Origin of the sequence: Mycobacterium sp. 852014-50255_SCH5639931, assembly GCF_001665605.1 — a bacterium.
In the GTDB taxonomy this organism is placed as follows: domain Bacteria; phylum Actinomycetota; class Actinomycetes; order Mycobacteriales; family Mycobacteriaceae; genus Mycobacterium; species Mycobacterium paraffinicum.
This window is the reverse complement of sequence record NZ_LZSV01000011.1, coordinates 44123-68902: the sequence shown is the minus strand read 5'-3', so window position 1 is coordinate 68902 and position 24780 is coordinate 44123. Positions and strand designations below refer to the sequence as shown.

Here is a 24780-nt window from a genome sequence, read left to right as displayed (position 1 = left end):
CACCGTAGGCTCAGCCCGCGTTGAGCACCCCGCGCAGCAGATCGATCAGGGCGAGGGGCTGGTCGCTTTGCACGGAATGTCCGGAATCCTCGACGACGTGCTGCGTGCGGAAATGCTTTGTGCGACGGGTGAGTTCGGCAGCGTCGTCGTCGCTGACGAAACCCGACTTGCCGCCGCGGATGAGGGTGATGGGTGCGGACAGCCGGTCCACGTCCTCCCACAGGACGTCGAAGTCGGGGAACTTGCGGATGGCGTCGTAGCGCCACGTCCAGTTGCCGTTGTCCAGCCTGCGCGAGTTGTGAAACACGCCGCGGCGCAGCGCCTTCACCTCGCGGTGTGGCGCCGCGGCGATCGTCAGGTCCAGCATGGCCTGGAAGCTGGGGAATTCGCGTTCCCCGTGCATCAACGCCACCGTGCCCTGCTGTTCCTTGGTCATCTCCGAGTGCCGCTGCAGCGCCGACGGGGTGACGTCGATCAAGACGAGTTCGTTGACGAGTTCGGGCGCCACGGCGCCCAGCCGTAATGCGGTCAGCCCGCCCAGCGACATGCCCACGACGAGATCGGCGCTGGGCGCGTGCTCGCGTAGCGCCGGCAATAGGGCGTCGGCGTTGATCTGCGGCGAGTAGTCGCCGTCCTCGCGCCATGCCGAATGGCCGTGCCCGGGCAGGTCCACGGCCAGTGCGGGCTCGCCGAGGCCGACGATCACGGTGTCCCAGGTGTGCGCGTTCTGCCCGCCGCCGTGCAGAAAGACGATCCGCGGCGGAGTGCCGCCCCAGCGCAGCGCGCTGACCTTGCTCTCAGCCGTGCCCGATTCGACGCGCTGGACGTCGGGCAGCGGACCCTCGACGCCGGCCTGCTCGGCGTTCTCGCGCAACAGCGAGAACTCGGACAGTCCGTCCAGTTCGTCTCCGGAGATTTCGGTCACGATCTACAGACACTAGAGGACGTAACGACGGCGAATGCCGTCGAACCGCTCCCACATCGCGGCGGTGCGTTCGGCGGGACCCACCATGGCGGTGTCCGCCGGGAGAGCGGCGAGCACGTCGTCGTGCCTGACCACCCGAGTGTTCAGCGCGACGGGTTCGCCCTCGAGCATGTGCCGGTAGGTCAGGTTGCCGCACCCAAACCCCTGGGTGTCGAGCCAATTGTGCACGCCTGGATCACGATGAGCCATGACGAGCCGAATGCGGCCGTCGGCGTCGGTCTTCGTGCGGCTCGGCGTGTAGCTCACCGGCCGGTACAGGTAGTCCATGCTGTTGAAGAAAACACCCATATTGGTGAGCATCCACAGCCCGTCATGGGCATCGAATTCGACGATCAGCGCCTCGTCGTCCGCGAGTTCCCAATACATGTTGGCGGCGGCCCGTCCGCGCTTGCTGTCGGCGTCGGTCGCGTCGACTTGCGGGAAGGCGTTCGGGCGCTTGGCGTCCACGCCGCCGTGGGTGAACGGAAACTCGGGCCAGTCGGTCATCAAGCCGGTGACGAAATCACCCGCCCAGCGCATCGCCTCGAGCATCTCGGTGGGGGAGGGCAACGGCTTGGGAGAGTCCATGTCGATGCGCTCGATGCGAAGCTGGGCCGGCAGCTCGTCCCAGCGGTCGAACCCCTGGCGGATGAACAGTTTGCGTGACCCGGCGGTGGTGGGCAGCCAGTTTTGCTCGCGCTCGGGCCCGCCAATGTAGAGCTCGAATTGCCCGTCGTCGCCGACGTGGAGCTGATGGCCGAACAGGTTGGCTTCCGGTATGTCCCCGAACGGTTCGTGCAGCACGCCCGGGCCGGGCGTGCGCGGCCCCTGGACCGTCGCGTTGAAGAACCGTGCGGTGCCCCTGGTGCCGCTAAGGCGGTACGTCGATCGCCCATCGATCCACGCCTGCTGGTAGGTGAAGTCGGCGCAGTCGCCGCCGAGCTTGCGGGTCGGGCCGCAGAAGTTGTGCAGCGTCGGATAGCCGGTGTCGTGCGTTTCGAGCGCGAGATCGAAGGCCTGGCCCAGGTTTTGGGTGAGAAACCGGTAGGCATCGACACGATGCACACCGGACGACGGGTTGGCCTGCTTGAAAACCTGCTCGCCCGCAAGCTGCAACCGCGCGCAGAATTCCGTCCAGGCTGATTGCAGCGCCGCGTCGTCGGGACCGTCACCGAAGGCCATCGTCACGCACCCAGCCTGTCGAGCATCGCGCCGACCACGTCACATGCGCGCCGGGCGGATTCCAGGCGCCCCTCACGGTCAATGCGGGGACCGATCAGTTCCAGGTCGAATCCGTGCGGATAGCCGCCGGCGAGCGCTTCGGCGGCGAACGCCTCGATTGGAATCGTGCCGTCACCGGGAACCGCCCTGCCCGGCAGCGCCCGGTCACCGAGCACGTAGTCGCTCAACTGGATGAGCGCGGTCCGCGGCAGTGCCCGTTGCACCATCGCCTCGAAATCGCCCTCCGCCCAACAGTGAAACACGTCGAGGCAGACGCTCAGGTCGCCCATCTCGGCCAGAGCGACGGTGTCTCGCAGCGTATGGGCGAGGTGGATGTCGGCGTACAGGCTGGAAGCGTTCTCGATGGCCAGCGCCACCCCGGCCGTCTTGGCGTGTGCCACGCAGGGGGCCACCATGGCGCAGAACCGTTCGGCGGCCTGTGCCCAGGTGAGGTCCCCGCGCCCGCCGGTGAGCAAGTAGACGGTGCGCGCGCCGACGGCGGCCGCGGCGTCGATCACGGCACACAGCGCGGCGCGGGCGGCCCGCGGGTCGTTGGCCAGTGCGCCGCCGGCAAACAGGTGGTACACGGCCTCCACGGTGTAGTCGTTGCCCCGCAACAGCATTGGGAATTCCGGGTCGAGCAGCTGGCTGTCCAGGATGCTCAGCCGGGACACGCCGAGTGCCGCCCAATGCGCTTCCATCGCTTCGAGCGGGTCGCCATAGAAGGTGACGCTGTGCACGGACAGGCGTTCGTGGGTTCGGGTCATGTCAGGCCCGGTTCTCGATGGCGACACCGAATCGCTCTCGGAACGGCCGGAATTCGGCGTGCAGCGCGTCGAGGTCTTCGCCGATGTCGATCAGCAGTTGGGTGGAGTAGCGGAATTTGCCGTACCGGTCGCCGCGATTGTTGGCCAGGTAGGCGCGCATCGCCGATTCCGCCTCTTTCGTCAGCTCGCGACCGCAGAACGCGTAGTAGCGCCGCACGGTGCCGATGTGGTCGGCGATGAAGTCGGCGTAGCGCACGTGCAGGATGCGCGGATCGTCCACCAAGGGATTGCTCATCGTGTTGGCGATGCTGGCGCGGGTCATCTCGAGGTGCTTCTTCGCTTCCGCGTGCAGGTCGACCGGACCGACGATGCCTTCGGCGATGTCGGCCATCATCATGGTCCGCGACGCGGCGACCTGTACGGGGTCGCGGTGCAGCCAGACCATGCGCGCGTCGGGATAGGTGTCGAAGAGTTCCTTGAGCCGGAAGCCGTGAAACCCCTTGAGTACCCAGTACTTACGCGGACGACGGTATTGCTGCTGCTGCAGCATGGCCTTATGCAGCCGGTATTGTGCCGCCGCGTCGGTGGCCAGCCCGCCAACCAGCGACTGCATCGGCACGCGCCACCAGGCGGTGGGCGTCATCACCCGGAAATCGAACGCCCAGGTGCGCTCGTCTTCGGGCAAGCCGTCGCCCAGCATGTCGTTGTAGGGGTGACTGTGCAGCCATTTGGGCATCTTTGCGTTGATCTCGCGCCAGTCGTCGTCGGCACGCCGCCGGCGGTCGTCGCCGGGACCGGCCAGGCCCGGTGGCGGTGACGGATACATCACTTCCCAGAAGCGTAGCGCCCGCGCCAGCGGATCGACGGACATCAGGGCGTGCATAAGTGTTGTCCCCGAACGGGGCTCGCCCGTGACGAACGTCGGCTCCGCGATGAACTCGTCGGCGATCGGGTAGCGGTTGCGGTCTTCGATGAATTCCAGCCGCGATGTCAGCAGCCAGTGACACACCAGCGCGGCTTGCCGGTTGCCGCCGGCGTCCATGCCCAGGTCGTTCAGGTGGTCCACGGCGGCGGTGAAGCGTTGCGGCAACGTGGGATCGCCGTAGTCGCTCAGTCCGGTTTCGGCCTGCGCGGCGGCGAGCAGCTCGGCGGCGCCCAGCGGCGTCGTCACGAAGGGCCCCCGCACAGCCGCATCAGTTCGTCTTCGGCGGCGCGAACGTTGGCCGCCGAAGCCTCGGCGTACCTCAGGCCGGCCATGGCGCCGTAATCCAGGATCTTGGGCACGCGCAGGCCCGCGTCCACGTACGTCTTGACGATTTTCGCAACCTCCGCCGGTGTGCCGTGCGGCACGGCGGCCAGCACCATCTCGGGCCGCGCTTTATCGAGGAACGCGAGGATCCGCTCGCGGGTCAGCACCGCCGGGTCGATGTCCTGGAATCCGCGCCAGCGATCACCCATGGGGTGCTCGAACCCGAAGCCGCGCAACGTCTCCGCCGACACCTGCAGCAGGAACGCCTTCACCAGGGGCGCCTGCAGGATCTCGGCCAGGGCGTCCTCGTCCTCGCCGATCAGACAGACCTGGATGAAGCACGCTGTGATCGCCAGCGGATCGCGGCCGGCGCATTCGGCCGATGTCCTTACCGCGGAGAGCATTTCGGCGTAGTGCTCCGGCGTCCAGGCGCCGGCCGGCCACCACCCGTCGGCGTGCCGGCCGGCGATGTCCAGCATGCGCGGGCCGCTGGCGCCGATCCAGATCTGCGGTGCCCGCCCAGCGTAGGGTTCGGTGTCCAGCCGGGCGTGGCGCAGCGAGTAGAACTGCCCGTCGAAATCGATCGGGCCTTCGCTTTCCCAGAGCAGCCGGATCACCGTCAGCGCTTCCTCGAAACGGCTGACCGGTCTTGCGAAGTCGAAACCGTAGGGCAGAGTGTTCTCGCTCTCGCCGCTGCCCAGGCCCAGGATGAAACGGCCCTTGGCGAGGTGGTCGATGGTCAGGGCCGTCTGGGCCAGCATGCTGGGGTGGCGGCGCACGGTGTCGACGACGGCGCTGACGATCGGAACGTTCTCGGTTAAAACGGCGGCCGCAGCGGCCACCGCCAAGCCGTCCAGGTGGCGGTGCGGCGACGGGGACGCGGTGGCCAGGTCGGTGAACTCGGGGGTCCAGATCGAGTCGGGCCAGAAGCTGACCATGTGGTCGGGCAGCCAGATCGAGTGGTATCGGCCGCTGTCCAACTCGTTGAGCCGGGACAGGTCCAGGGGGAGCGTCGTGCGCAGGAACGCCGCGGGTTGAACGGTCATCGAGAGATGATGCTAAGCACCCGCACAGCGCCGTGTCGATGAATTGGCTTTCCGCTGTAGCGCCGAGCGTCACGCCAGCGTGGCTGCGGGAGCCGAGCGTCACGCTGGCGTGACCGAATGACCCCGCAAAACGAAAGTGCGGTGAAGCCGCAGCAGCGCGACCTCACCGCACGATCGGCGGATGGGGGTCAGCCCTCGATGATGAACTCTTCGAGCTGCGTACGGGCGATGTCGTCGGGCAGCTGCTGCGGCGGGCTCTTCATCAGGTAGGCCGACGCCGGGATCACCGGGCCGCCAATGCCGCGGTCCTTGGCGATCTTGGCCGCCCGCACCGCGTCGATGATGACGCCCGCCGAGTTCGGCGAGTCCCACACCTCGAGCTTGTACTCCAGGTTCAGCGGCACGTCGCCGAAGGCGCGGCCCTCCAGTCGCACGTACGCCCACTTGCGGTCGTCGAGCCAGCCGACGTGGTCGGACGGGCCGATGTGCACGTCTTTGGTCTTGAACTCGCGTTGCAGGTTGGAGGTGACGGCCTGCGTCTTGGAGATCTTCTTGGACTCCAGCCGCTCGCGCTCGAGCATGTTGAGGAAGTCCATGTTGCCGCCCACGTTGAGCTGCATGGTGCGGTCCAGTTGCACACCGCGGTCCTCGAACAGCTTGGCCATCACCCGGTGGGTGATGGTTGCGCCTACCTGGCTCTTGATGTCGTCGCCCACGATCGGCACACCCGCGTCGGCGAACTTCTTGGCCCACACCGGGTCCGAGGCGATGAACACCGGCAGCGCGTTGACGAAGGCCACGCCGGCGTCGATGGCGCACTGGGCGTAGAACTTGTCGGCCTCCTCCGAGCCCACCGGCAGGTAGGACACCAGCACGTCGACGTTGTTCTCCTTGAGCACCTTGACCACGTCGACCGGCTCGGCGTCGGACAACTCGATGGTGTCGGCGTAGTACTTGCCGATGCCGTCGAGTGTCGGGCCGCGCTGCACCGTCACGTTGGTGGGCGGCACGTCGGCGATCTTGATCGTGTTGTTCTCCGAGGCGAAGATCGCGTCGGACAGGTCGAAGCCGACCTTCTTGGCGTCCACGTCGAAGGCCGCGACGAACTTGACGTCGCGCACGTGGTACTGGCCGAACTTCACGTGCATCAGGCCGGGCACGGTGCTGTTCTCGTCGGCGTTCTGGTAGTACTCGACGCCCTGTACCAGGGAAGACGCGCAGTTACCGACGCCGACAATGGCGACTCGTACCTCGGTCGACGCCTGTGGCGCGTTCTGGTCACTCATTGGGCGTTCTCCTAACTCCATAACTTGTGTCGCAGCTGATCGAATTCGTGCAGGGGTTTTACGTCTGCTCGGAGAGGCCGGGCATCGCCCGCTCCGCAGCAATGAGCTCGTTGAGCCACTTCACTTCGCGCTCACTGGACTCGAGCCCCAGTTGGTGAAGTTGGCGGGTGTAGCGGTCGAACGAGTTACTGGCCCGCGCCACGGCTTCGCGCAGGCCTTCCCGCCGCTCCTCGACCTGACGGCGGCGACCTTCCAGGATGCGCATGCGCGCCTCCGCCGGAGTCCGGTTGAAGAACGCCAGGTGCACCCCGAAGCCGTCGTCGGTGTAATTGTGCGGGCCGGTGTCGGCCACCAGCTCACCGAAGCGCCGACGGCCCTCGTCAGTTAGCTGGTAGACGCGCCGGGCACGCCGAACCGGCGTTCCGGTCGGGGCGGCGTCCTCGGCGATCAACCCTTCGGCCTGCATCCGCCGGAGGGCCGGGTACAGCGAACCGTACGAGAACGCACGAAACGCACCGAGGAGGCCGGTTAGCCGTTTGCGCAACTCGTAACCATGCATCGGCGATTCGATGAGAAGACCCAGGATGGCGAGCTCAAGCATCGAATCACCCCCTTTGCATGGTTGGTTACGACGGTTCGACGCCTCGCGTAATCGTATCGCCTCGATATATTCGCCACAACACCACCGGATGTTCGTCCACTATTAGTCCGGGTGCGCCGAATCGAATCGCGGCGGCTACGACGGCAAGTTGAGCTGCTTGACGGTGCCGTCACCTGCGAAGACGATGTATCCACCACCGTAGTCGCTCGAGACATACAGCGACAGCGAGAGCGCGCCGGGGGTGGTCGGGTCGGTCGCCGGTTCGATGTTCAGGTACTCGGTTTTGACGTCCGACGGCTTCATGTGGAGGGTCTGCGGGGCGCCGCGCATGATGCCCACGGTCGCCGTGACGTCGAACTTGCCCAGGTCAACCGGAACGGGAGCGTCCGCGGAGCTTTTCGCCGAGCTGCTCGGGTCGCCCCAGCCCCCGCGGTAGGTGTAGGCCAGCACCCGGCGATCGTCGGAGGGGTCCGGCCGGTCGAGGACCGCGTACGTCGGATAGATCACGAGTCGATACCCCACGGCGTTGCCGAACCGTTTGCGTGTTTGCTCGATCAGGCCGGTCAGCCCGCCGACCGAATGCAGTTGGGTCGGCGGGGTCAGCACCACCGGGCCGACGCCGTCGGGCTTGGCTCCGGGGTCGGTGGTGAAGTCCAGCGGCGAGTCGGTGTTGCCGTACATGCCCCACCCGATGCCGACGCCCAGGAGCACCGAGACGACGAAGGCAGCGGCGAGCATCCCCCAACCGCGCAGCTTCGGCGGCACCGACAGGGCTTTGGCGGCGGGCGTCGGAAGCGCGCTGCTGTCGGTTTGCAGATCGGTCACCAGGGCCTGCAGATCGCCGAGCGTGACCGCCTTGGTGGCCGCGCTGACCCGTTCGCGGTGCTCCTCCATGGAGAGCTCGCCGTCGGTCAGGGCGTTGTCGAGGATCTTGCAGGCGTCCTGCCGATTGATGTCTTTGGCGCGGGTGCTTGCCGCCACACCGCCACCCAGCGACGTCCCGAGCCATTTCGCCACGGGGATGATCGTAGAGTCCGGGCCCGGTACGGCACAGAATGCGCCCGCCTGTACTCGGCTCGGCCCGCCACAGGTTTGGTTGCGTATCGGTCGCCCGGATGGCGACGTACTCTGGTGGGCGTGCGACTGCAGCGACAAGTGGTGGACTACGCGCTCCGGCGGCGAGCACTGCTGGCCGAGGTGTACTCGGGCCGCACGGGCGTGTCCGAGGTGTGTGACGCGAACCCTTATCTGCTGCGCGCCGCCAAGTTTCACGGGAAACCGAGCCAGGTCATCTGCCCGATCTGCCGCAAGGAGCAGCTGACGCTGGTGTCGTGGGTGTTCGGCGAACACCTTGGTCCGGTATCGGGCTCGGCGCGCACCGCCGAAGAGTTGGTTTTGCTGGCGAGTCGCTTCGAGGAGTTCGCTGTCCACGTGGTGGAGGTATGCCGGACCTGCGAGTGGAATCATCTGGTCAAGTCGTACGTGCTCGGAGCGGCGCGCCCACCCAAGGGCACCCGCGGTACGCGGACGGCACGAAACGGCGCGCGCACGGCCATTGAATAACGACGGACCCCACAACCAGTCGTCCGGCGACGCGGATGGGCCGGCGACTGAGCGGGTGGGAAAACATGGAAGCGGCGAGCGCCCGCGTGGCGCGCCGTCGTCGGCCGGCCAACGCCGTGGGGTTCCGCCCGATGACCGGATGACCACGATTCTTCCGCCGGTCGTCGATGACCGGTCGCCCCGGCGGCCCGATCCCAGCATCGAGGAAGTCAAAGCCGCGCTGGACAGCCCTTCGTCGACGCCCTTGCAGCGTGATGCGCTTGAGGAGGTCAAGGCGGCGCTGGATAGCCGAACGCCGCCGCGTCGCGCCCGGCCGACGGCGGGAGGCCGTCCGCCGGAAGGGCCACCACCACCGCCCGGGCCGGGGGGTCGCCGCGGTGGGCCGGACGGCTTCGGGCCCCGGCCGCCACGTGACGTCCATTGGACCCAGCAGATCAACTGGTTGTGGGTGCGGCGAGCGGCCTACCTGTCGGCGGCGGTGCTCGTGCTGTTGCCGATCGTCACGTTCGCCATGGCCTACTTCATCGTCGACATCCCCAAGCCGGGCGACTTGCGCACCAACCAGGTCTCCACCATCCTGGCCAGCGACGGGTCAGAGATCGCTAAAATCATTCCGCCCGAAGGCAATCGGGTTGACGTCAACATCAACCAGGTGCCGGTGCACGTGCGCCAGGCGGTGATCGCGGCCGAAGACCGCAATTTCTACTCGAACCCCGGGTTCGACTTCAGCGGCTTCGCGCGGGCGGTGAACAACAACCTCTTCGGCAACGGTGACCTGCAGGGCGGGTCGACCATCACCCAGCAATACGTGAAGAACGCGCTGGTGGGGTCGGCTCAACACGGCGTCAGCGGTTTGATGCGCAAGGCCAAGGAACTCGTGATCGCCACCAAGATGTCGGGGGAGTGGTCGAAAGACGATGTGCTGCAGGCCTACCTGAACATCATCTACTTCGGCCGGGGCGCCTACGGGATCTCCGCCGCCGCCAAGGCTTACTTCAACAAGCCCGTCGAGCAGTTGACCGTCTCGGAGGGGGCGCTGCTGGCGGCGCTGATCCGGCGGCCGTCGTCGCTGGACCCGGCCGTCGACCCGCAGGGCGCCCGGGCCCGCTGGAACTGGGTGCTCGACGGCATGGTGGAGACCAAGGCGCTGTCGCCCAGTGACCGTGCCGCGCAGGATTTCCCGCAGACGGTGCCGCCCGACCAAGCCCGCGCCGAGAACCAGACGACGGGTCCCAACGGGCTGATCGAGCGCCAGGTGACCAAAGAGTTGATGGAGCTGTTCAACATCGACGAGCGGACTCTGAACACCCAGGGCCTGCAGGTCACCACCACCATCGACCCGAAAGCCCAGCAGGCCGCCGAGAAGGCCGTATCGAAATACCTTGACGGGCAAGACCCCGACATGCGGTCGGCCGCGGTGTCGATCGACCCGCACGACGGGTCGATACGCGCGTACTACGGCGGTACGGACGCCAACGGTTTCGACTTCGCGCAGGCGGGCCTGCAAACCGGGTCGTCGTTCAAGGTGTTCGCACTCGTGGCCGCGCTTGAGCAGGGGATCGGTCTGGGTTACCAGGTCGACAGTTCGCCGCTGACGGTCGACGGCATCAAGATCACAAACGTCGAGGGCGAGGGCTGCGGGACGTGCAATATCGCCCAGGCGCTCAAGCAATCGCTGAACACCTCTTACTACCGGCTGATGCTCAAGCTCAAGGGCGGCCCGCAGGCGGTCGCGGACGCCGCGCACCAGGCCGGCATCGCGACCAGCTTCCCCGGCGTGGACCACACGCTGTCCGAGGACGGCAAAGGCGGGCCGCCCAACAATGGAATTGTGCTGGGGCAGTACCAGACCCGGGTGATCGACATGGCCTCGGCGTACGCCACGCTGGCCGCCTCCGGCGTCTACCACCGGCCGCATTTTGTGCAGAAGGTCGTCAACTCCGAAGGCCAGGTGCTCTTCGACGCGAGCAAGTCCGACAACAATGGCGAGCAGCGCATCCCCAAGGCCGTGGCCGACAACGTCACCGCGGCCATGGAGCCGATCGCCAGCTATTCGCGCGGCCACTCCTTGTCCGGCGGCAGGCCGTCGGCGGCCAAGACAGGCACCACACAGCTGGGTGACACCACCGCCGACAAGGACGCCTGGATGGTCGGATACACGCCGTCGCTGTCGACGGCCGTGTGGGTGGGCACCGCGAAAGGCGACGTGCCGCTCGTAACCGCCTCGGGCGCACCGGTTTACGGCTCGGGGCTGCCATCGGACATCTGGAAGTCCACCATGGATGGCGCCCTGAAGGGCACCTCCAATGAATCGTTCCCCAAGCCGACGGAGATCGGCGGCTATGCCGGCGTCCCGGCGCCCCCGCCCCCACCGCCGCCGTCCGTGACGGTCATTCAGCCCACCGTCGAAGTGGCGCCCGGAATCACCATCCCGATCGGTCCGCCCACGACGGTCACTCTTGGGCCGGCACCGCCGGGCGGTGGAGGTCCCGGCGGTCAAGAGCCGGGCGTGCCGCCGGGCGGCCCCCAAGCTCCCCCGCCGGCTGGCCAGCCGCCGCCGTGACCGAGGCCGAGCAGCGCAGCACCTCCATTTCTCCGGAGCCGCTGGCCGGCGATCTGCGTAGCGTCGACAACCGCGACTGCCCAAGCCGCACCGACTCGTTGGGCGCCGCCCTGGCGGAAGTCGCCGGTGGGCCGGTGGGCAGACACGCGCTGATCGGGCGCGCCCGGGTGATGACGCCACTGCGGGTGATGTTCTTGATCGGACTGGTATTCCTGGCGCTCGGCTGGTCGACGAAGGCGGCCTGCCTGCAGAGCACCGGCACCGGCACGGGGGATCAGCGGGTAGCCAACTGGGAGAACCAACGCGCGTACTACGAGTTGTGCTACTCCGATACCGTTCCGCTTTACGGCGCGGAGTTGTTGAGCCAGGGCAAGTTTCCGTACAAGTCGAGCTGGGTCGAGACCGACGGCAGCGGTACCCCGCAGACGCGCTACGACGGCCGGCCGGCGGTGCGCTACATGGAGTATCCGGTGCTGACCGGGATGTATCAGTACGTGTCGATGGCGCTGGCGAAGACCTATACCGCGCTGAGCAAGCTGGGTCCGCTGCCGGTGGTCGCCGAGGTGGTGATGTTCTTCAACGTCGCGGCGTTCGGTCTGGCGCTGGCCTGGCTCGCCACCGTCTGGGCGACCGCCGGCCTGGCGGGGCGCCGGATATGGGATGCGGCCCTGGTGGCCGCGTCGCCGCTGCTGATCTTCCAGATCTTTACCAATTTCGACGCGCTGGCAACGGCATTCGCGATGGCGGGGCTGCTGGCGTGGGCGCGGCGCAAACCGGTGCTGGCCGGCATGCTGATCGGATTGGGTGCCGCGGCCAAGCTGTATCCGTTGTTGTTCCTGGGTCCCATGGTGGTTCTGGCGATCCGGACGGGGCGCTTTCGCGCTTTGGCTAGCACCGCGGGAACGGCCGCGGTGACATGGCTGCTGGTGAACCTGCCGGTGTTGGTGCTGTTTCCCCGCGGGTGGTCGGAATTCTTCCGGCTCAACACCCGACGCGGCGACGACATGGATTCGCTCTATAACGTGGTGAAATCGTTCACCGGCTGGCGCGGGTTCGATGCCAAGCTGGGGTTTTGGGAGCCGCCCACCCTGCTGAACGCCGTGGTCACCGTCTTGTTCGTAATCGGTTGTGCGGCAATCGCATATGTCGTGCTGACCGCTCCGAAGCGGCCGCGGCTGGCGCAGCTGCTGTTCTTGATGGTGGCTGTTTTTCTGTTGACCAACAAGGTGTGGAGTCCGCAGTTCTCGCTCTGGCTGGTCCCGCTGGCGGTGCTGGCTCTGCCGCATCGCCGGATCCTGCTGGCGTGGATGACCATCGATGCGGTGGTATGGGTGCCGCGGATGTACTTCCTATATGGCAACCCGAACCGCTCGCTGCCGGAGCAGTTCTTCACCACGACGGTGTTGCTGCGCGACATCGCCGTCATCGCGCTGTGCGCGTTGGTGATCCGCCAGATCTACCGGCCCGACGAGGACTTGGTGCGCTGGAACGGCCGGGTGGACGACCCGTCGGGCGGGCCCTTCAACCGCGCGCCCGACGCCCCGCCCCGGTGGCTGCCGGACTGGCTACGACCGGCCGGCATGCGCCACGCCACGGTGCCCGAGATCGAGCCCCCGGTGCCGGCCGGAGTGGCGCCATGACTTTGGTCGCCGTCCCGTTATTCGCCCGCGTGACCGCGCTCGACGCTGTGGGGCCTTACGAAGTGTTGCAACGCGTCCCGTCGGTCGAGGTGGTGTTCATCGGTCACCGCCGGGGCGAGGTGCGCACGGAAAACGGGATGCTCGGCCTCAGCTGCGACGCGAGATTCGACGAGGTCACCTCGCCGGATGTGGTGCTGTTCCCCGGCGGGATCGGCACGCGCCAGCTGATCCACGACGGCACCATCCGCGAATGGCTGCAAGCGGTGCACCCGACCACGATCTTCACCACGTCGGTGTGCACCGGTGCGCTGCTGTTGGCCGCCGCGGGCCTGCTCGACGGGCTCACCGCCACGACGCACTGGCGCGCCAGGGACCTGCTCAACCAGCTGGGCGCCCGGTACGTGCCGGACCGGGTCGTCGAGCACTTGCCGCAGCGGATCATCACCGCCGCGGGGGTGTCCAGCGGGATCGACATGGCCTTACGGCTGGTCGAACTCCTGGTGGACCGCCGGGCCGCGCAGGCCGCTCAGCTGCTCATCGAATACGACCCGCAGCCGCCGTTCGATTCGGGCGCGCTCGCCAAGGCCGATCAGGCGACGGTGGACCGGGCCACCGAATACTTGGACGCGCGGCAATAGCCGGATTGCTCGAGCGGCCGGATCCGTCGCGATTTTGGAGGCCAACCCACCCATCCGGTAGCCTGATGCGGTTGCCGACGCAGGCGACCCTCCTGCCACGGAACGACCGTGGCCGCGAAGACCAGAGGAGGTGGTGAGGTTTCCATGCGTCCATACGAAATCATGGTCATTCTTGACCCCACGCTCGACGAGCGCACTGTTGCTCCATCCCTGGAGACGTTTCTCAACGTCGTCCGTAAGGACGGCGGATCCGTCGACAAGGTCGACATCTGGGGTAAGCGCCGGCTGGCCTACGAGATCGCCAAGCACGCCGAAGGCATCTATGTCGTCGTCGACCTGAAGGCGGAGCCGGCGACGGTCTCCGAGCTCGACCGCCAGCTGAGCCTCAACGAGTCGGTCTTGCGCACCAAGGTGATGCGCACCGACAAGCACTAACACCCGTGGCCGAGTCGTGGGCCCACCGTCGGTGGACTTGCGTAGGCTCAGCCAGGACACGTGCCATTTACCGTCGGAGAAGCGAGTAGCAGGGCGGAACGAGGAGGAAATTGTGGCTGGTGACACCACTATCACCGTTGTCGGAAACCTGACCGCCGACCCCGAACTGCGGTTCACCCCGTCCGGTGCCGCCGTCGCGAATTTCACCGTGGCGTCTACACCCCGGATCTTTGACCGCCAGAGTTCGGAATGGAAAGACGGTGAGGCGCTGTTCTTGCGGTGCAACATCTGGCGCGAGGCTGCCGAGAACGTCGCCGAGAGCCTCACCCGAGGCTCACGGGTGATCGTCACCGGCCGGCTCAAGCAGCGGTCCTTCGAGACGCGCGAAGGCGAGAAGCGCACCGTCTTCGAGGTCGAGGTCGATGAGATCGGGCCCTCGCTGCGGTACGCCACGGCCAAAGTCAATAAGGCCAGCCGCAGCGGCGGCGGCGGCGGTGGTGGCGGCTTCGGCGGCGGAGGCGGGTCCCGTCAGGGATCGGCGCCGGCGAGCAGCGCACCGGCCGACGACCCGTGGGGCAGTGCCCCGGCATCCGGGTCCTTCGGCGGCGGCGACGACGAACCGCCGTTCTGAAAACTTCAACAGTAAGAAACGGAAAGAAAGACAGTCATGGCTAAGTCCAGCAAGCGACGTCCGGCTCCGGAAAAGCCGGTCAAGACGCGGAAGTGTGTCTTCTGCTCGAAAAAGGGGCAAGCGATCGATTACAAGGACACCGCATTGCTGCGCACCTATATCAGTGAGCGCGGCAAGATCCGGGCGCGGCGCGTCACCGGCAACTGCGTGCAGCACCAGCGTGACATCGCGATCGCGGTGAAGAATGCCCGCGAGGTGGCTTTGCTGCCCTTCACGTCCTCGGCGCGATAGCCGCCGAAACCGAAGCGAAAGTACGAAAAACGATGAAGCTGATTCTGACGGCCGACGTCGACCACCTCGGTACCGTCGGCGACACGGTCGAGGTCAAGGAAGGCTATGGCCGCAACTTCCTGCTCCCGCGCGGTCTGGCGATCGTCGCCTCGCGCGGCGCGCAGAAGCAGGCCGACGAGATCCGCCGTTCCCGCGAAGGCAAGGCGGTGCGCGACCTCGGGCACGCCAACGAACTCAAGACCGCGATCGAGGCGCTGGGCCCCGTCCAGTTGCCGGTGCGGACCGCGGCCGACTCCGGGAAGCTGTTCGGCTCGGTGACGTCCGGTGACGTGGTCGCGGCCATCAAGCAGGCCGGCGGTCCCAACCTGGACAAGCGGATCGTGCGGCTGCCCAAGTCGCACATCAAGGCTGTCGGCACCCACCCCGTGTCGGTGCACCTGCATCCCGAGGTTGACGTCGAGGTCGCCCTCGAGGTCGTCGCGGAGAGCTAAGCCTCCCACGTTTGCTCTTTCCCGGCGGCGGCCATCATCGGCCGCCGCCGGGCCTAGTTGTGCCGGGGTCACGCGGCCTGGCCTCATCGCGGACGCGCGTCCTAGCGAACTATCGCTACGGGGTGTTCGGTGGACCCTATTTACCCTGCCGTAACGCTGCGAAAATATGGCCGAAAGCCAACACGCCCGGCGCAGTAACCTGCGACGACACGCCGTAGAGATTCTTGTCCACACGGATTTCCTGGCGTTACATGGCCCTTAACAGCACCGATGTCAGAGCCCCTTGAATCCATACACAGGTTCTCCACACCCCACTCAACACAGGTGTCGAAGGATATGCACACACGATGCACAGGTTCATGAACAGCGGCCCTTTCACCTACTAGCCAGCAACGTCTAACGTCGTCCCGGCGCGAGGCGTGCGAGTGCTGTGGGACGAAAGTGTCGGCTCCTTGACTTACGCTGACGAGAGCGGTTTTCGAATGTACGTTCGGATGCGTGGCAGGGGAGGAGGGATCCATGGCGGTCGTCGATGACTTGGCGTCGGGCATGGATTCGTCGGCACCCAGTGAGGACTTCGGCCGTCAGCCACCGCAGGATCTCGCGGCGGAGCAGGCCGTCCTGGGCGGCATGCTGCTGAGCAAGGACGCCATCGCCGATGTGCTGGAACGGTTGCGGCCCGGCGACTTCTACCGCCCCGCGCATCAGAACGTCTACGACGCAATCTTGGACCTGTACGGCCGCGGCGAGCCGGCCGACGCGGTGACGGTGGCCGCGGAACTGGATCGGCGGGGGATGCTGCGCCGCATCGGCGGGGCGCCGTACCTGCACACCCTCATCTCGACCGTGCCCACGGCCGCCAACGCGGGCTACTACGCGACCATCGTGGCCGAGAAGGCGCTGCTGCGCCGGCTGGTGGAGGCCGGCACGCGCGTCGTTCAGTACGGCTACGCGGGCGCCGAGGGTGCCGACGTGGCCGAGGTCGTCGACCGGGCACAGGCAGAGATCTATGAAGTGGCCGAGCGGCGGACGTCGGAGGACTTCGTACCGCTGGAGGACCTGCTGCAGCCGACGATGGATGAGATCGACGCCATCGCCTCCAACGGCGGCATCTCGCGCGGCGTGCCGACCGGCTTCACCGAACTCGACGAGGTGACGAACGGTCTGCATGCCGGGCAGATGATCATCGTGGCGGCCAGGCCTGGCGTGGGCAAAAGCACGCTAGGGCTGGACTTCATGCGGTCCTGCTCGATCAAGCACAGACTGGCCAGCGTCATCTTCTCGCTGGAGATGAGCAAGTCCGAGATTGTTATGCGGCTGCTGTCGGCCGAAGCGAAAATCAAACTCGCCGACATGCGTTCCGGGCGCATGAGCGACGACGACTGGACGCGGTTGGCGCGGCGGATGAGCGAAATCAGCGAGGCGCCACTGTATATCGACGACTCGCCGAACCTGACCATGATGGAGATCCGCGCCAAGGCGCGCCGGCTGAAGCAGAAGGCCGACTTGCGTCTGGTCGTGGTCGACTATCTGCAACTGATGTCGTCGGGAAAGAAGGTTGAGTCGCGGCAGCTAGAAGTCTCCGAATTCTCGCGCCAACTCAAACTGTTGGCCAAGGAGCTCGAGGTCCCCGTTGTCGCGATCAGCCAGCTCAACCGCGGCCCCGAGCAGCGCACCGACAAGAAGCCGATGCTGTCTGACCTTCGTGAGTCGGGATCGCTCGAGCAGGACGCCGACATGGTGATCCTGCTCAACCGCCCCGACGCGTTCGAGCGGGACGATCCGCGTGGGGGAGAGGCGGATTTCATTCTCGCCAAACACCGTAACGGCCCGACCAAGACCGTCACCGTCGCGCACCAGCTGCACTTGTCGCGTTTCTCCAACATGGCGCGGTAGGCCAGAGGCGTAGGTTCTCATCCAACGTGGCGGAATTCTTATCTTCGTGGCGTTGAGATGGCGGATCCGCCATGAAGATGATCTCTAGTCAGCCGCACTCGCTATTGCCGCTGTTGATGTCTGTGCCTATGAAGGCTACGAGGGCTCTTCTTTGGCGGGGGAGTCGTCGTTTGCGGCCAGATGGTGCAGGACTCGTTCGTTGAGGGCGGCGAGCATGTCGAGCTCAGCCGGGGTGAGCAGGTCGATGAAGTTCCGGCGGACGTCCTCCACGTGCCGGGGCGCGGCCTTCTCGATGGCGGCGCGGCCCGCCGGCAGCAGGCAGACCATGGTGCTGCGGGCGTCCTTAGGATTGGGCTCGCGACAGATCAGCCCGTCCTTCTGCATGCGCCGCACCTGGTGGGAAACACGGCTCTTCTCCCAGCCCAGTGTGTTGCACAGGTCGTGCGCGGGCATGCGGTCCCCGTCGTGACTCGAGAGCACCGCGAGGATCTCGTAGTCGGCCCCGGATAAGCCCGATTTCTGCAGGCCCCGGTTCAGATGCACGTCTAGCTGATGATGCGCGTGCTGGAAGGCCCGCCAAGCGCGGTCTTCACGAGGGTCCAGCCAGTTCGGTTCCATCAGCCGCCATACTACCCGATTGGTTGACGTGTCATCCAACTCGACCTACGGTGGACACGTCAACCTTTTCGGCTCACAAGTTCAAGGCGGGATACCTCATGAGCAGCATCAGCATCATCGGCACCGGGAACATGGCCCGCGCCATCGGCGCGCTGGCGGTAGCGGGCGGCAACACCGTCGAGGTCATTGGCCGCGATCAGGCCAAGGCCGCTGACCTGGCCAAGGCTCTCGGCGGCAGCGCCACGACGGGAGAGTTCGGGGCCGTCCCAGCCGGGGACATCGTCATCGTGGCCTTGTTGTACGCCCATGTCGTTCCAGTCGTCGCGCAGTACGGAGACGCCCTCGCGGGCAAGGTCATCGTCGACATCAGCAACCCCTTCAATTCCGCGGCCGACGGGCTGGCCATCCCCGATGGCACCTCGATCGCGCAGGAAGTTGCCAAGGCTGCCCCGGCCAGCGCCAGCGTGGTGAAGGCGTTCAACACCATCTTCGGTGTTGTCCTGGCCCAGAGCCGGCCGCTCGACGTCTTCATCGCCGGCGACGACGCGCGCGCCAAGGCGCGCGTGAAGGAGTTCATCGAGACGCTCGGGCTGCGCCCGCTAGACGTCGGCGGCCTGAACATGGCGCACTGGCTGGAAGGAACGGGCCTGGTCGTGATGGGCCTCGCCCGCCACGGGGTGGGGAACTTCGACTTCGCCCTCGGCGCCACCGTTCCCGGCTGAGCCGCGCGGCCAGTCCGGGCTGGGAACGAACAGGGGGCGCCGTCCGACCAAATAATGGTTGATTAATCACCGAAGGGATTCACTGTGTCTCATATCAGCGTTTGCCGACGATCGTCTGCGGGGAGAGGACCCTCGCGATGAGGCTTGGTTTCGCAATTCCCATTGTCGGGCCCGCCATCAGCAGCGCCGCTGGTCTGAGCGCGTTCTGCCGCGGCCTCGAGGACCTTGGCTATGACACGTTGTGGGTCGGCGATCGACTGGTCACGCCGGTCGATATGCACAGCACCTACCCGGGCAAAGAGCAGCCATACCCGCCGCAGATGACCCGTTATCTTGATCCGGTGTTGCTGTGGACCGTCGCCGCGGCGGCGACCAGCCGGGTGCGGCTGAACTCCAGCACGCTCAGCACGTTCTACTACGAGCCGCCGCACCTGGCCCGGCTGCTGACCACGCTCGACGTGCTCAGCGACGGCCGCCTTGATGTGGGCGTCGGAATCGGGTGGATGAAGGACGAACACGACATCGCCCGCGGCGCCGACTGGCGCCGGCGCGGGCGGATGCTCGATGACCTGCTGGCGTTCCTGCACGAGTGGTGGACGACCACCCCGGTCTCCTGGGAGAGCGAGTTCTTCTCCCTGCCGCCGGTCCATGCCGACCTGCGCCCGGTCCAGGCTGGCGGTCCGCCCATCTGGATCGGCGGTGCCAGCGAGGCCGCGATGCGCCGGGTCGGCCGCAGCGGCACCGGCTGGCTCGGGGTCGAAGGGCTGCAGGACGAGGTCACCGACCACTTGTGGTCGACTGCGCGCCGTGCGGCGCAGGACGCCGGCCGCGATCCTGACGCGCTGAAGACGGCCATGCGGATCAACCTCGAACCGGGCACCTCCGTTGACTCGGTTGCCGACAAGCTCGAGCGCTTCGCCCGCTCCGGTGTCGATGAGGCGATCGTGGATGCCTTCGCAATGTTCGCCAGCCTCGACCAGTTGCTCGACTTCGCCGGCCAGGTAATCGCCCGATGGAGTGATGATGGGAAAGCTTGACGGCAAGGTGGCGGTGATCACCGGTGGATCAAGCGGTATGGCGTTGGCCGGTGCCAAGTTGTTCGTTGACGAGGGAGCTCACGTCTTCATCTCGGGTCGGCGGCAGGAAGCGCTGGATGAAGCCGTCAAATTGATCGGCCGGAATGTGATTGGCGTGCAGGGTGATTCGGCGAATCTGGACGATCTGGACCGCTTGTTCGACGCGGTCAAGCGGGAAAGGGGCGCCGTCGACGTGCTGTGGGCAAGCGCCGGGACGGGCGAGGCGCGCAAGCTCGGCGAGATCACCGAGCAGCACTTCGACGCGACTTTCGGGCTGAACGCGCGCGGCACGCTGTTCACGGTGCAGAAGGCCTTGCCGCTGTTCAACGACGGTGGCTCGATCTTCATGACCGGGTCAAGCGCTTCGGTCAAGGGCTTTCCTTCCTGGGGTGTTTACGCGGCGAGCAAGGCGGTACTGCACGCATACGCTCGCGTGTGGTTGTCGGAGTTGAAGGGCAGGAGGATCCGGGTCAACGTGCTGACCCCGGGCCAGATCGCCACCCCGATACAGGAGCAGCTGTTCGACGAGGAGACGAAGGCGCAGTTTGAATCCCTGATCCCGCGGGGAAAGATGGGCCGCCCCGAGGAGATCGCGACAGTCGCATTGTTCCTCGCCTCAGACGACTCAAGCTATGTCAATGGTTTGGAGTTGATTGTCGACGGTGGCACCACGGCAGTCTGAATGACTATGCACCACTTGCCATTTCGGGGAGTCGGGAAGCCGATAAGGTGCGCGAGTCCCTGCCGACTACGCCGCGTTTCGCGGATGCGGTTTGTGCGCAACCGTCTGGTTCTAGGATTCGCCGCAAATACGATAAAAACGTTCCGCCATTTTTCCCGAGAATGCCGCAAGCCTGCTGGTAGAGACATCCCCACGCGCCACGCAGTTTGAGAACCTACAGCTCGGTTCAACTGTCAGCGAAAGCGGACATGCAACGTCGCCAGGCCAAAGATCTTCCGGCCGCCGGACTTCGCGCCGACGATGACGACACCGGTGCGGGTTGCCGGGTCCAGCGACTTGATCCGGCCGCTGTATTCGATGTCAGCACCCCCGGCGGCCGACACGATCACGGGCTGCGATAGCCGCACCGCGTAGCGGGTCACCGCACCGGGATCGCCCGACCATGCGGAGGCAAATCCGGCACCCAAACCCATAGTGAGCATTCCGTGAGCGATCACATCGGGCTGACCCGCCAGTTTGGCAAGATTCTCGTCCCAGTGAAGCGGGTTGGCATCGCAGGCCACGCCGGCGTAGTTCACCAGGTCGCCGCGGGACAGTCTGGCGTGATGCACCGGTAAGTCATCGCCGACATTTACGTCCTCGAAGGACGGCGTCCCAGGGATCCGGGTCGGATCTCCTTGGGCGATGCGAATCTCGCCCTCGGGGCGCACCGTCTTTTGGTAGGCCGAATCGGAGTAGTCGATTCCGGCGAGGTTCACGTCGTGCATCATCACTTGCTGGGCGGTCGTCCTGATCGCCGGATCGACATCCTCGGCAGTGACGCCGACGACGGTGGTGTGAAGCGTATGCACGCGCTCGCCGGCAGTGTCGGTGAACGTGTTGGTCACGGTGATCAGGTCTCTGCCCGCGATCCTGCGCACCGATGACAGCTCGACGTCAATGTGTAGTTCGTCGCCGGCGACGATCGGTCGGTGCTGCTCAAAGACTTCTTCGGTCTGCAGGTACATGTCATAACCGATGACCACCGATTCGAACAGGTGCCGATTGGCCGCCATTGCCGGGGCCGACGTGAATGTCAACGGCGCCACCAGGCCCGAATATCCCAGCTCAGCGGCTGCGGCGACATCCCAGTGCGCGGGGTGATAGTCCTGCACGGCGCGAGCGAACTCGCGTATCTTCTCGCGGCCGACCTGGTATGTGTCGTCGACCCGGTAGTAATGGCCGACCCGCGATTCGAGCACCGACGTTTCGGTTGCTGCGGTCATGAATTGCCCAACTTTTCTACTGGCCTGTTCACGGAGGCCGGCGAACGCACCCTAACGTGCACGATAACCCGGACGAGACGGCGGCTACGTCGTCATCATGCCCATGTCATCGAATTGCGGACTGGTTTCGCGCCCAACGCGCGGAGGCACTAGTTTCCCTAACGTGATGTCGTCAGCTGCTAGCGCTCTAGCGCGGTGGATTGCTCCCGTCCTGACTATTGCGGCCGTTGCCTGCGTGGGCCCGCTGCATGTTGCCCCAGCCCCGGCGGTGCGCTTGACCAGCGACGGAGACCCGCTGGCCGGAGCGCCGTTCTACGTCAATCCCAATTCGGCGGCCATGCGCGCCGCCCAGAGCGCCGACCCGCCGAGCCCCGAGTTGACCGCCATCGCCAACACACCGCAGGCGTACTGGATCGTTCCGGGCTCATCGGCAGGCACGGTCGGAAAGTACGTTGGCGATGCGAACGCTGCCGGCGCCATCCCGGTCTTGGCGGTCTATGGAATCCCATACCGTGACTGCGGCAGCTTCGCTGCGGGCGGCATGGGGTCGGGCGCCGACTACCGAGGCTGGATCGACGGCATCGCCGCCGGAGTGGGCGCCTCGCGGGTCGCGATTGTCGTCGAGCCCGACGCGCTCGCAATGGCCGACTGTCTGTCGGCTGATCAGCGCCAGGAACGCTACGATCTGGTCCGCTACGCCGTCGACACGCTAACCCGCGATCCGAACGCGGCCGTCTACGTCGATGCCGGTCACCTGCGCTGGCATAGCGCCGAGGACATGGCAGGTAGGCTGAAGCAGGCCGGCGTGGACCACGCGCGCGGTTTTAGCGTCAACACGGCTAACTTCTTCACCACCGAGGACGAAATCGGTTACGGCGAGGCGATTTCCGGGCTCACGAATGGATCGCACTACGTGATCGACACGTCGCGCAACGGCGCCGGTCCAGCGCCGGACTCCGAGCTCAACTGGTGCAACCCCAGCGGTCGGGCCCTGGGCACCTCGCCCACCGCGGCCACCGCGGGTGCCCACGCCGACGCCTACCTGTGGATCAAACGTCCCGGTGAATCGGACGGATCATGTGGCAAAGGTGATCCGGCGGCGGGCACCTTCGTGAGCCAGTACGCCGTCGATCTGGCCCGCAAAGGCGGCTAGTAGCCTTGGCGTCAGATCTTCAAATACCCTTTGTCGGCGGGGATTTGGGCGGCGGTGACCAACGACGACGCGTCGCTGGCCAGCCAGACCACGATGTCGGAGATCAGGTCGGGCGCCGCCAGTGAGTCCGTCGGCAGCGCGCCCGGCGAGAAGCTGTGGATGTACTGCGGATGGTCCTGGAAGACCTGGTACATCGACAGGTCGTTGCCCATCGGGGTGTCGGTACCGTACGGGTGCACCGAGTTCACGCGGATTCCGAACTCGCCGAGCTCGACAGCCAACGAGTTGGTGAGGCCGACGACGCCGAATTTGCTTGCGCAGTAATGTCCGCAGCCCGGGACGGCTTTGATGCCCGCCGCGGAGCTGATGTTGATGATCGATCCGCCGTTGCCGGCCGTGATCATCGGCGGCACTACGGATTTCATGGTGTTCCACAGTCCGGTGAGGTTGGTGTCGATCGTCTCCTGCCATTGCTGCGGCGAAATTTCCCATACCCGTCCCCAATTCAGCACGCCGGCGTTGGCGACGACGATGTCGAGTCGGCCGAACTGTTCGATCGCATTCGTCACCACCCGCTGCTGGCCGGCCAGGTCGCGGACGTCCACCTCCGCGGCGAGCATCTTGCGGCCCTCGCCCTCCACCAGGCTGACGGTCTCGGCCAGGTCTTCCGGGAGTGCGGGGGGATAGCCGTTGTGTTCGGCGACCGGCGCGCACGCGTCGATTGCGACGATGTCGGCGCCCGCCCGGGCCAGTCGGACGCAGTGGGAGCGGCCCTGGCCGCGGGCGGCTCCGGTCACGTAGGCGACTCTGCCGGCGAGCGGCGCGACGGGATCGGTCATGCCGACAACTCCTTTGCGTGCGGCGCTGGCTCAGACTGGCCGCCCGGAACCGGCTTTTCGTCCCGGAGGGCCTCCACCGGCATTTGCGCACATTAGCGATATGTGTTCAAGCCGGTCAACGCTTCGTCGGGCGACCGACATCATGGGTGCAATTCTTCGATCGTGACGAGGCGATCGGAATGATGGGACGGGCGGCGCCGTTGGTTGTCGGTATGCCCAGCGGAATCATCCTCATGGCCCGTCCCGATGCTGCCAACCTTGTCGACGATGTGATCGACCAGGCCCGAGAAGCCTACGGGCACGGCGTCACCCAGGTTTGGCTGCCTCAGCAGCAGAACTACGACGCGATCACGCTAGCGGCGCTCGTCGGGGCTGCCGTGCCCGGACTGGGCGTGGGAACGTCGGTGGTCCCGATCAACCCGCGCCACCCCCTGATCGTTGCCTCGCTGGCGCAGACGGCACAAGCCGCCGCGCACGGCAACTTCAGCCTTGGGCTCGGGTTGGGAGCACGCCAGATCGAACGCGAGGCATTCGGCACCGACTGGTCGAACACCATTACCCGATTACGGGAGCATCTGACGATCCTCGGGTCGGTGTTCGACACCGCCGGCGTCGACTTCCACGGCAGCGAGCTCAGCGCAAGCCCGACCTGGCCGGTGCAGGTCGCCGGCGGAACGCCGATCCCGGTGTATGTGGCTGCGATGGGCCCAAAGGCGTTGCGGGTCACCGGCGAACTGGCGGACGGAACACTGCCCTATCTGGCCGGGCCCCGGACGATCGGCGAATTCATCGTGCCAGAGATCACCAAGGCGGCCGCCGATGCGGGTCGTCCCGCGCCGCGCGTCATCGCCGCCGTTCCGGTGCTGTTGTCCGAAGATGTCGAGGGAGCCCGGGCCATCGCCGCGCAACACCTGAGCCTCTACGAGAGCATCCCGTCGTATCGCAACGTGATCGCCAGGGAAGGACTCGCCAGCGTCACCGAGTTCGCCGCGATCGGACCCGAGGAACGTGTCGTGCGCCAGCTACGCCGTTATCGCGATGCGGGCGCCACCGACGTGGTGATCAGCCCGATCGATCGCTCAGCGTCTGTGGACCGCGCAGCATTGTGGAGACTTACCGCCGCGTTGTGAACCGCCACTCACA

The 24780-nt window shown here is 66.2% G+C and carries 24 protein-coding genes and 1 pseudogene; 14 read left to right on the top strand and 11 right to left on the bottom strand.

Annotated features, from left to right (window positions below):
* Positions 1-10: 10 nt before the first annotated feature.
* The 8 genes from A5758_RS05930 to A5758_RS05895 all read right to left on the bottom strand — a co-directional run bounded on the left by A5758_RS05930 (position 11) and on the right by A5758_RS05895 (position 8151).
* On the bottom strand, positions 11-925 hold the full coding sequence (locus A5758_RS05930; protein WP_067737686.1) for an alpha/beta fold hydrolase: 915 nt from the start codon (positions 923-925) through the stop codon (positions 11-13).
* A gap of 12 nt (positions 926-937) precedes the next feature.
* Positions 938-2146, bottom strand: a complete 1209-nt coding sequence (locus A5758_RS05925) for a DUF1214 domain-containing protein (RefSeq protein WP_067737679.1) — start codon at positions 2144-2146, stop codon at positions 938-940.
* A 2-nt stretch (positions 2147-2148) separates the two neighbouring features.
* The gene (locus A5758_RS05920) at positions 2149-2952 is read right to left on the bottom strand and encodes a sugar phosphate isomerase/epimerase (protein WP_067737676.1); all 804 of its coding nucleotides are present in this window, start codon (positions 2950-2952) and stop codon (positions 2149-2151) included.
* A 1-nt stretch (position 2953) separates the two neighbouring features.
* Positions 2954-4123, bottom strand: coding sequence for a sulfotransferase (locus A5758_RS05915; RefSeq protein ID WP_067738291.1), 1170 nt, complete (start codon positions 4121-4123; stop codon positions 2954-2956).
* On the bottom strand, positions 4120-5247 hold the full coding sequence (locus A5758_RS05910; protein ID WP_067737674.1) for an LLM class flavin-dependent oxidoreductase: 1128 nt from the start codon (positions 5245-5247) through the stop codon (positions 4120-4122). The genes A5758_RS05915 and A5758_RS05910 overlap by 4 nt, the downstream gene beginning before the upstream one ends.
* A 188-nt stretch (positions 5248-5435) precedes the next feature.
* Complete coding sequence (locus A5758_RS05905; protein ID WP_067737672.1) at positions 5436-6533, bottom strand: inositol-3-phosphate synthase; 1098 nt, start codon at positions 6531-6533, stop codon at positions 5436-5438.
* A gap of 58 nt (positions 6534-6591) precedes the next feature.
* Positions 6592-7134 carry a PadR family transcriptional regulator gene (locus A5758_RS05900; protein WP_066950869.1) on the bottom strand — a complete coding sequence of 181 codons (543 nt, stop codon included), beginning with the start codon at positions 7132-7134 and terminating at the stop codon, positions 6592-6594.
* A 135-nt stretch (positions 7135-7269) separates the two neighbouring features.
* Positions 7270-8151, bottom strand: coding sequence for a DUF1707 domain-containing protein (locus tag A5758_RS05895; RefSeq protein ID WP_067737670.1), 882 nt, complete (start codon positions 8149-8151; stop codon positions 7270-7272).
* A gap of 120 nt (positions 8152-8271) precedes the next feature.
* On the opposite strand from A5758_RS05895, the gene A5758_RS05890 reads away from it, so the two are divergent.
* The 9 genes and pseudogenes from A5758_RS05890 to dnaB all read left to right on the top strand — a co-directional run bounded on the left by A5758_RS05890 (position 8272) and on the right by dnaB (position 17282).
* Complete coding sequence (locus A5758_RS05890) at positions 8272-8697, top strand: DUF5318 domain-containing protein (RefSeq protein WP_067208750.1); 426 nt, start codon at positions 8272-8274, stop codon at positions 8695-8697.
* Positions 8690-11260, top strand: coding sequence for a transglycosylase domain-containing protein (locus A5758_RS05885; RefSeq protein WP_369816387.1), 2571 nt, complete (start codon positions 8690-8692; stop codon positions 11258-11260). The genes A5758_RS05890 and A5758_RS05885 overlap by 8 nt, the downstream gene beginning before the upstream one ends.
* Positions 11257-12887, top strand: a pseudogene (locus A5758_RS05880) (glycosyltransferase family 87 protein); the annotation flags it as partial. The gene A5758_RS05885 and the pseudogene A5758_RS05880, both read left to right, overlap by 4 nt.
* Before the next feature lie 9 nt (positions 12888-12896).
* A complete protein-coding gene (locus tag A5758_RS05875) occupies positions 12897-13538 on the top strand; it encodes a DJ-1/PfpI family protein (RefSeq protein WP_067737660.1) in 642 nt (213 codons plus the stop codon).
* A 144-nt stretch (positions 13539-13682) separates the two neighbouring features.
* Positions 13683-13973 carry a 30S ribosomal protein S6 gene (rpsF, locus tag A5758_RS05870; protein ID WP_061557737.1) on the top strand — a complete coding sequence of 97 codons (291 nt, stop codon included), beginning with the start codon at positions 13683-13685 and terminating at the stop codon, positions 13971-13973.
* 112 nt (positions 13974-14085) lie between these two features.
* Positions 14086-14604, top strand: a complete 519-nt coding sequence (locus tag A5758_RS05865; RefSeq protein WP_066950853.1) for a single-stranded DNA-binding protein — start codon at positions 14086-14088, stop codon at positions 14602-14604.
* A gap of 36 nt (positions 14605-14640) precedes the next feature.
* Entirely contained in the window at positions 14641-14895 is a 255-nt protein-coding gene (gene rpsR, locus A5758_RS05860; RefSeq protein ID WP_066950849.1) for a 30S ribosomal protein S18, read from the top strand.
* 32 nt (positions 14896-14927) lie between these two features.
* Complete coding sequence (rplI, locus tag A5758_RS05855; RefSeq protein ID WP_067737658.1) at positions 14928-15386, top strand: 50S ribosomal protein L9; 459 nt, start codon at positions 14928-14930, stop codon at positions 15384-15386.
* Between the two features lie 519 nt (positions 15387-15905).
* Entirely contained in the window at positions 15906-17282 is a 1377-nt protein-coding gene (dnaB, locus tag A5758_RS05850) for a replicative DNA helicase (protein ID WP_067208519.1), read from the top strand.
* 135 nt (positions 17283-17417) lie between these two features.
* On the opposite strand, the gene A5758_RS05845 is transcribed toward dnaB, so the two are convergent.
* Positions 17418-17900: a MarR family winged helix-turn-helix transcriptional regulator gene (locus A5758_RS05845; RefSeq protein WP_067737656.1), complete on the bottom strand. Its 483-nt coding sequence runs from the start codon at positions 17898-17900 to the stop codon at positions 17418-17420.
* A gap of 98 nt (positions 17901-17998) precedes the next feature.
* On the opposite strand from A5758_RS05845, the gene A5758_RS05840 reads away from it, so the two are divergent.
* From A5758_RS05840 to A5758_RS05830, 3 genes are all read left to right on the top strand, one after another.
* Positions 17999-18622 carry an NADPH-dependent F420 reductase gene (locus A5758_RS05840; RefSeq protein ID WP_067738288.1) on the top strand — a complete coding sequence of 208 codons (624 nt, stop codon included), beginning with the start codon at positions 17999-18001 and terminating at the stop codon, positions 18620-18622.
* Between the two features lie 137 nt (positions 18623-18759).
* Positions 18760-19659, top strand: a complete 900-nt coding sequence (locus A5758_RS05835) for a TIGR03619 family F420-dependent LLM class oxidoreductase (protein WP_067208514.1) — start codon at positions 18760-18762, stop codon at positions 19657-19659.
* Complete coding sequence (locus A5758_RS05830; protein ID WP_067737653.1) at positions 19646-20380, top strand: SDR family NAD(P)-dependent oxidoreductase; 735 nt, start codon at positions 19646-19648, stop codon at positions 20378-20380. Before A5758_RS05835 ends, A5758_RS05830 begins: the two co-directional genes overlap by 14 nt.
* Before the next feature lie 233 nt (positions 20381-20613).
* Here the strand turns inward: A5758_RS05830 and A5758_RS05825 are convergent, their stop codons facing one another.
* Positions 20614-21645, bottom strand: a complete 1032-nt coding sequence (locus A5758_RS05825; RefSeq protein ID WP_067737651.1) for a fused (3R)-hydroxyacyl-ACP dehydratase subunits HadA/HadB — start codon at positions 21643-21645, stop codon at positions 20614-20616.
* A 163-nt stretch (positions 21646-21808) separates the two neighbouring features.
* Between A5758_RS05825 and A5758_RS05820 the strand changes: the two genes are divergently transcribed.
* Positions 21809-22798 (top strand): glycoside hydrolase family 6 protein, encoded by a 990-nt coding sequence (locus A5758_RS05820; RefSeq protein WP_156622513.1) that lies wholly within the window; start codon positions 21809-21811, stop codon positions 22796-22798.
* Between the two features lie 11 nt (positions 22799-22809).
* Here A5758_RS05820 and A5758_RS05815 read toward each other — a convergent pair whose 3' ends face one another.
* Positions 22810-23637 carry a mycofactocin-coupled SDR family oxidoreductase gene (locus A5758_RS05815; protein WP_067208500.1) on the bottom strand — a complete coding sequence of 276 codons (828 nt, stop codon included), beginning with the start codon at positions 23635-23637 and terminating at the stop codon, positions 22810-22812.
* Positions 23638-23849: 212 nt separating this feature from the next.
* Here A5758_RS05815 and A5758_RS05810 point away from each other — a divergent pair, with 212 nt between their 5' ends.
* Positions 23850-24767 carry an LLM class F420-dependent oxidoreductase gene (locus tag A5758_RS05810; protein ID WP_067738284.1) on the top strand — a complete coding sequence of 306 codons (918 nt, stop codon included), beginning with the start codon at positions 23850-23852 and terminating at the stop codon, positions 24765-24767.
* The last annotated feature ends 13 nt before the right edge of the window (positions 24768-24780 follow it).

Bases quoted from the DNA above. Each gene is read 5' to 3' on its own strand.
- A5758_RS05925 (WP_067737679.1), bottom strand. From the start codon at position 2,146: ATGGCCTTCGGTGACGGTCCCGACGACGCGGCGCTGCAATCAGCCTGG.
- A5758_RS05920 (WP_067737676.1), bottom strand. From the start codon at position 2,952: ATGACCCGAACCCACGAACGCCTGTCCGTGCACAGCGTCACCTTCTAT.
- A5758_RS05910 (WP_067737674.1), bottom strand. From the start codon at position 5,247: ATGACCGTTCAACCCGCGGCGTTCCTGCGCACGACGCTCCCCCTGGAC.
- A5758_RS05905 (WP_067737672.1), bottom strand. From the start codon at position 6,533: ATGAGTGACCAGAACGCGCCACAGGCGTCGACCGAGGTACGAGTCGCC.
- A5758_RS05900 (WP_066950869.1), bottom strand. From the start codon at position 7,134: ATGCTTGAGCTCGCCATCCTGGGTCTTCTCATCGAATCGCCGATGCAT.
- A5758_RS05875 (WP_067737660.1), top strand. From the start codon at position 12,897: ATGACTTTGGTCGCCGTCCCGTTATTCGCCCGCGTGACCGCGCTCGAC.
- rpsF (WP_061557737.1), top strand. From the start codon at position 13,683: ATGCGTCCATACGAAATCATGGTCATTCTTGACCCCACGCTCGACGAG.
- rpsR (WP_066950849.1), top strand. From the start codon at position 14,641: ATGGCTAAGTCCAGCAAGCGACGTCCGGCTCCGGAAAAGCCGGTCAAG.
- rplI (WP_067737658.1), top strand. From the start codon at position 14,928: ATGAAGCTGATTCTGACGGCCGACGTCGACCACCTCGGTACCGTCGGC.
- dnaB (WP_067208519.1), top strand. From the start codon at position 15,906: ATGGCGGTCGTCGATGACTTGGCGTCGGGCATGGATTCGTCGGCACCC.
- A5758_RS05845 (WP_067737656.1), bottom strand. From the start codon at position 17,900: ATGGAACCGAACTGGCTGGACCCTCGTGAAGACCGCGCTTGGCGGGCC.
- A5758_RS05840 (WP_067738288.1), top strand. From the start codon at position 17,999: ATGAGCAGCATCAGCATCATCGGCACCGGGAACATGGCCCGCGCCATC.
- A5758_RS05835 (WP_067208514.1), top strand. From the start codon at position 18,760: ATGAGGCTTGGTTTCGCAATTCCCATTGTCGGGCCCGCCATCAGCAGC.
- A5758_RS05830 (WP_067737653.1), top strand. From the start codon at position 19,646: ATGGGAAAGCTTGACGGCAAGGTGGCGGTGATCACCGGTGGATCAAGC.
- A5758_RS05825 (WP_067737651.1), bottom strand. From the start codon at position 21,645: ATGACCGCAGCAACCGAAACGTCGGTGCTCGAATCGCGGGTCGGCCAT.
- A5758_RS05815 (WP_067208500.1), bottom strand. From the start codon at position 23,637: ATGACCGATCCCGTCGCGCCGCTCGCCGGCAGAGTCGCCTACGTGACC.
- A5758_RS05810 (WP_067738284.1), top strand. From the start codon at position 23,850: ATGCCCAGCGGAATCATCCTCATGGCCCGTCCCGATGCTGCCAACCTT.